Raw genomic sequence first — 3,244 nt, forward strand, 5'->3', positions numbered from 1 at the left:
CCCCGGCTAGCGTGCCGAGGCTTTCGCGCGTGACGTACCGGCGCGCCGGTCGCGGCGCCTGGATCGTCAGGCCAAGGTCTTCTATCAGTGGCTTGACGACATCGAACAGCGTTCGTGCTTCCTCGTTCTCCACGCCGAGCGTCCCCGGCTAGCGTGCCGAGGCATACGCCCGTGACGTACCAGCGCACCGGTCGCGGCGCCTGGATCGTCAGGCCAAGGTCTTCTATCAGTGGCTTGACGACATCGAACAGCGTTCGTGCTTCCTCGTTCTCCACGCCGAGCGTCGCCGGATCGATCAGGACCAGGTGGTCACGCGCAATACGAACGTGAACCGGCTCGATGCACGCCCATGTGGCATCGCCCGGAGAACCGCCATCGGCGAGCAGCATGTAGGGCGCGAGCGGTGCTTCGTCGGCGGCCTGCCTTGATGACGTATTCGATGAGTCATTCACCACGCCGAATTGCCGCGCAATCCAGCGCTCGTGCGGCAAGGTGCGCTGAAAATCCTCGCCGATCACGCGTTCCTCGACCGTTGTGCGGGCAAGCAGCCGATCAAGCGCTGGACGCGCGAGGGTGTGAAGCGCAGTTGCCGCGTCGGCGGCGGACGGCAGCGCGAACGGAAGAAGAAGATGGAGATCGTGGAGCTTGGGCGTGGGCATGATGCTGGGCATTGTATGGCAAAGGGCCCGGCGCTTCTGCTGGCTGATTGCGCGTTTTAAGCGCGGGTAGGCTCGCGCGGTTCGACTTTTCGATCGATTTCACTGCGTGTGGGCAGTGTCTTGAGGTCGTACATGGCCTGCAGATTCAACCAGAATTCAGGCGTGGTGTCGAAGTAGCGCGCGAGGCGATAAGCCGTATCCGCCGTGATGCCGCGCCGTTCCTTCACGATCTCGTGCAACCGCGTGGCCGGCACGTTGAGCGCCAGCGCCAGCGCGTTCACGCTCAACTCCAGCGGAACCAGATAATCTTCCCGGAGAATTTCTCCCGGATGAACTGCGCGCATTCCGTTCTTCGACATGTTGAATAAACCTGGTTAGTGATAGTCAATGATTTCGACGTCGACAGGACCCTTCGTCGTCCATTTGAAACAAACGCGCCACTGGCTGTTGATCCGGATGCTGAGCTGGCCCCGCCGGTCGCCCGACAGGCGTTCGAGACGGTTGCCGGGTGGTGATTTCAGGTCGCGCAACTCGTGCGAAGCATCCAGCGCCGATAGCCTTCTGGTCGCGACTTCTGCAATTGCTGCGAACCGCTTCGGCGTTTCACCTTCGTAAAGTGCCTGGGTGTCCTTGCATCGGAACGTTTGAATCATTATGGTCATCGTATTACGTTTTGCGTAATACGTAAAGGGTTAAATTGAAGGGCTGTCGCGGCGGGCATTGCCAGGTCTCTTTGGAAGGGATTCATGCGGCCGGCGAGCTAATCGAGTATGGACTGACGTCTCGCTTCCCGAAATCGGCCGAATGGCCTGTGTCAAGGGTTTTGCACGCGTTTCGCGTGCGTTTTCCGCCGCATTGCGTCCCTCGCTCTAAAGGGGGGCTTAAGCATTGTGTGGCAAACTTCGCGCTTGATCGGATGCGCAACGGCGCGTCCAGTTCGCGCCTGATCGACGGATCGGGTGATAAAAACGGCGCAAGTCGCACGGAACGTCCATCCGTGCACCGAATGCGCGATGGTCAGATCGAAGAACGTTAGACGCTGAAAGGAATCGCTTGAAACTTCCCTATGAATGGCAGATCGGCTGGCGCTACACCCGCGCCGGCAAACGCACCACCGGCAACGGTTTCATCTCGTTCATTGCGCTGGTATCCATGGCCGGCATCGCGCTCGGCGTGGCCGCGCTGATCGTGGTGCTTTCGGTAATGAACGGCTTTCAGAAAGAGGTTCGCGATCGCATGTTGTCGGTGCTCGCGCACGTCGAAATCTTTTCGCCGACGGGGTCCATGCCCAACTGGCAACTGACCGCTCAGGAAGCGCGCAAGAATCCGGAAGTGATCGGCGCGGCGCCTTATGTCGACGCGCAGGCGCTGCTCACGCGGCAAGGTGCTGTCAGCGGCGTGGCGTTGCGCGGCGTCGAGCCGACGCTCGAACCGCAAGTGTCCGATATCGGCAAGGAAATGAAGGGCGGCAAGCTCACGGATCTCGTGCCGGGCGCGTTCGGCATCGTGCTCGGACGCGACCTGGCGAGCAATCTCGGCGTAGGAACGGGTGACAAGATCACGCTGGTGGCCCCTGAAGGCACGATCACGCCAGCGGGCATGCTGCCGCGGCTCAAGCAATTTACGGTCGTCGGCGTATTCGAATCCGGGCACTATGAATACGATTCCACGCTCGCACTGATTTCCATCTCCGATGCCCAGGCGCTCTTTCGCCTGCCGGCGCCCACGGGCTTGCGGCTGAAGCTGAAGGACATGCAACGCGCGCCGGAAGTCGCGCGGCAGCTTTCGCGCACGCTCTCCGGCGACCTTTACATTCGCGACTGGACGCAGCAGAACAAGACGTGGTTCTCGGCCGTGCAAATCGAAAAACGCATGATGTTCATCATCCTGACGCTCATCATTGCGGTCGCGGCGTTCAACCTGGTTTCGTCGCTGGTGATGACCGTGACCGATAAGCAAGCGGACATCGCGATTCTTCGCACGCTTGGCGCGCAGCCCGGGTCGATCATGAAGATCTTCGTGATTCAGGGCGTGACGATCGGGTTTATCGGCACGGCAATCGGCGTGACGCTCGGTTGCCTGATCGCCTGGAGCATCCCGTGGCTCGTGCCGGGTATCGAACATCTGTTCGGCGTGCAGTTCCTGCCGCCGTCGGTGTATTTCATCAGCGAACTGCCGTCCGAACTCGTCCCCGCCGACGTGATCCGGATCGGGCTGATCGCGTTTGTCTTGTCATCGCTCGCCACGCTCTATCCGAGCTGGCGCGGCGCGAAGGTCCGTCCGGCGGAGGCATTGCGGTATGAGTGAGGTGTCGAACAACATCGTGCTGGAAGCATCGGCCATTTCGAAGACGTTCGTGCAGGGCGGCTTCAACGTGCAAGTGCTGGACAATGCTGAATTGCAGGTGCATCGCGGCGAAAAGCTCGCGATCGTCGGCGCGTCGGGTTCCGGCAAAAGCACGTTGTTGCACGTGCTCGGCGGGCTCGACGAACCCAGCGCCGGCAAGGTTTCGCTTTTGGGCAAGCCGTTCACCGCGTTGCGCGAACGCGAGCGCAACGAGTTGCGCAACAAGGCGCTTGGATTCG

At 60.9% G+C, this 3,244-nt stretch carries 4 protein-coding genes and 1 pseudogene; 2 read left to right on the forward strand and 3 right to left on the reverse strand.

Going from position 1 to position 3,244, the window contains the following annotated elements:
• The 3 genes and pseudogenes from ACRXB1_RS33300 to ACRXB1_RS33310 form a co-directional block, all read right to left on the reverse strand.
• Positions 1–671: pseudogene (locus ACRXB1_RS33300) on the reverse strand (hypothetical protein); the annotation flags it as partial.
• Between the two features lie 44 nt (positions 672–715).
• Positions 716–1,018, reverse strand: coding sequence for a HigA family addiction module antitoxin (locus tag ACRXB1_RS33305; RefSeq protein ID WP_061999063.1), 303 nt, complete (start codon positions 1,016–1,018; stop codon positions 716–718).
• A gap of 15 nt (positions 1,019–1,033) precedes the next feature.
• Positions 1,034–1,321 carry a type II toxin-antitoxin system RelE/ParE family toxin gene (locus tag ACRXB1_RS33310; protein WP_449494451.1) on the reverse strand — a complete coding sequence of 96 codons (288 nt, stop codon included), beginning with the start codon at positions 1,319–1,321 and terminating at the stop codon, positions 1,034–1,036.
• A gap of 391 nt (positions 1,322–1,712) precedes the next feature.
• Here ACRXB1_RS33310 and ACRXB1_RS33315 point away from each other — a divergent pair, with 391 nt between their 5' ends.
• Together ACRXB1_RS33315 and ACRXB1_RS33320 are read left to right on the forward strand one after the other, a co-directional pair.
• On the forward strand, positions 1,713–2,966 hold the full coding sequence (locus ACRXB1_RS33315) for a lipoprotein-releasing ABC transporter permease subunit (RefSeq protein WP_449494452.1): 1,254 nt from the start codon (positions 1,713–1,715) through the stop codon (positions 2,964–2,966).
• Positions 2,959–3,244: ATP-binding cassette domain-containing protein (locus ACRXB1_RS33320; RefSeq protein WP_449494453.1), on the forward strand; the 286-nt coding region annotated here is incomplete at its 3' end. The genes ACRXB1_RS33315 and ACRXB1_RS33320, both read left to right, overlap by 8 nt.

It is taken from the genome of Caballeronia sp. M23-90 (assembly GCF_053574605.1).

Coding starts and splice junctions, on each gene's coding strand:
- ACRXB1_RS33305 (WP_061999063.1), bottom strand. CDS start 1,018: ATGTCGAAGAACGGAATGCGCGCAGTTCATCCGGGAGAAATTCTCCGG.
- ACRXB1_RS33310 (WP_449494451.1), bottom strand. CDS start 1,321: ATGACCATAATGATTCAAACGTTCCGATGCAAGGACACCCAGGCACTT.